Here is a 996-nt window from a genome sequence, read left to right as displayed (position 1 = left end):
CCTTTTTCTGGTTGGACGGCTTCGCCGTCCCCGCCCCAGCGCAGGTAACGCAAACCGTTGGTACGCCCCTTGCAAAACGAGAGTCAAAATAATTCATGTCAAAACGTGGTGAAGTCCTTGTAGCGATAATCAATAAGAAATTGGATTTTGCCATTTTGCGTGAGCAACTTTGGTATAGAATTCCTGTAAGCAGTGTCAAAAAGTGGTTGAAAGAAAAATGGCATCCGAAATGGTTAGCATTTTATCAAACAAGTGCTATTGGCGCAGAAAAACATGCCATAAATTATTTTGCGGAAGTTGTCGAAATTCGGAGAGTACGTCGCTGGCAATTATTTCCCGATGAGCCACAAGACGAAAAGAGCAATAAATATTATTACCAAATTTTTGTGAAGCCAATTCAAAGATTGCCAAAGCCAATTTATAGCCGTAGATATCGCAGGATTATCTTCATCCCAACAACATGGGAAAAATTTACAAACGCAGTTGAAATAAATGACCTTTACGATGAAAGTTCGCTTGAAGATAAGTTATGGGCAGAATTCAAGCGATACAATATTCCAGCCGAAAGGCAAGATTTTGTAATTGCAAAAGGAAATGACTACGCTTTGGACTTTGCAATATACTGCGCTAAAGGCAATATTGATGTTGAAACAGATGGCGATTTCTGGCACGCAAACCCAGAAAAAGCAGAGCAAGACAATTTGCGTGATAATGATTTAAAAGTAGAAGGTTGGCAAGTTTTACGTTTCAATACAAAGCAAATTCAAGAACAAGCCGCTGATTATTGTGTTTCAACGGTTGCTAAAACGATCAATAATCTTGGTGGAATTGATGAAGGCAAAGTCATTCCACGAAAGATAAATCTTGATAGTGGTTCTTATCAGCCTTCATTGTTTGATGGTCTGAAAAAGGTAGGCGAGTCTTAAGGTCAAAAGCGTACCAACAAAGCGTGCACCTGACGCTGGGGACTCGGCGCACATCCCAAGCAGTTTCCTA

At 40.5% G+C, this 996-nt stretch carries 1 protein-coding gene; it reads left to right on the top strand.

The features are described 5' to 3' along the window. Positions 1-95 precede the first annotated feature (95 nt). On the top strand, positions 96-926 hold the full coding sequence (locus LC115_08125) for an endonuclease domain-containing protein (GenBank protein ID MCZ2356638.1): 831 nt from the start codon (positions 96-98) through the stop codon (positions 924-926). The last annotated feature ends 70 nt before the right edge of the window (positions 927-996 follow it).

Source organism: Bacteroidia bacterium, from assembly GCA_026932145.1.
GTDB lineage: Bacteria > Bacteroidota > Bacteroidia > J057 > JAIXKT01 > JAIXKT01.
This window is presented reverse-complemented; position numbering and strand designations above follow the sequence as displayed.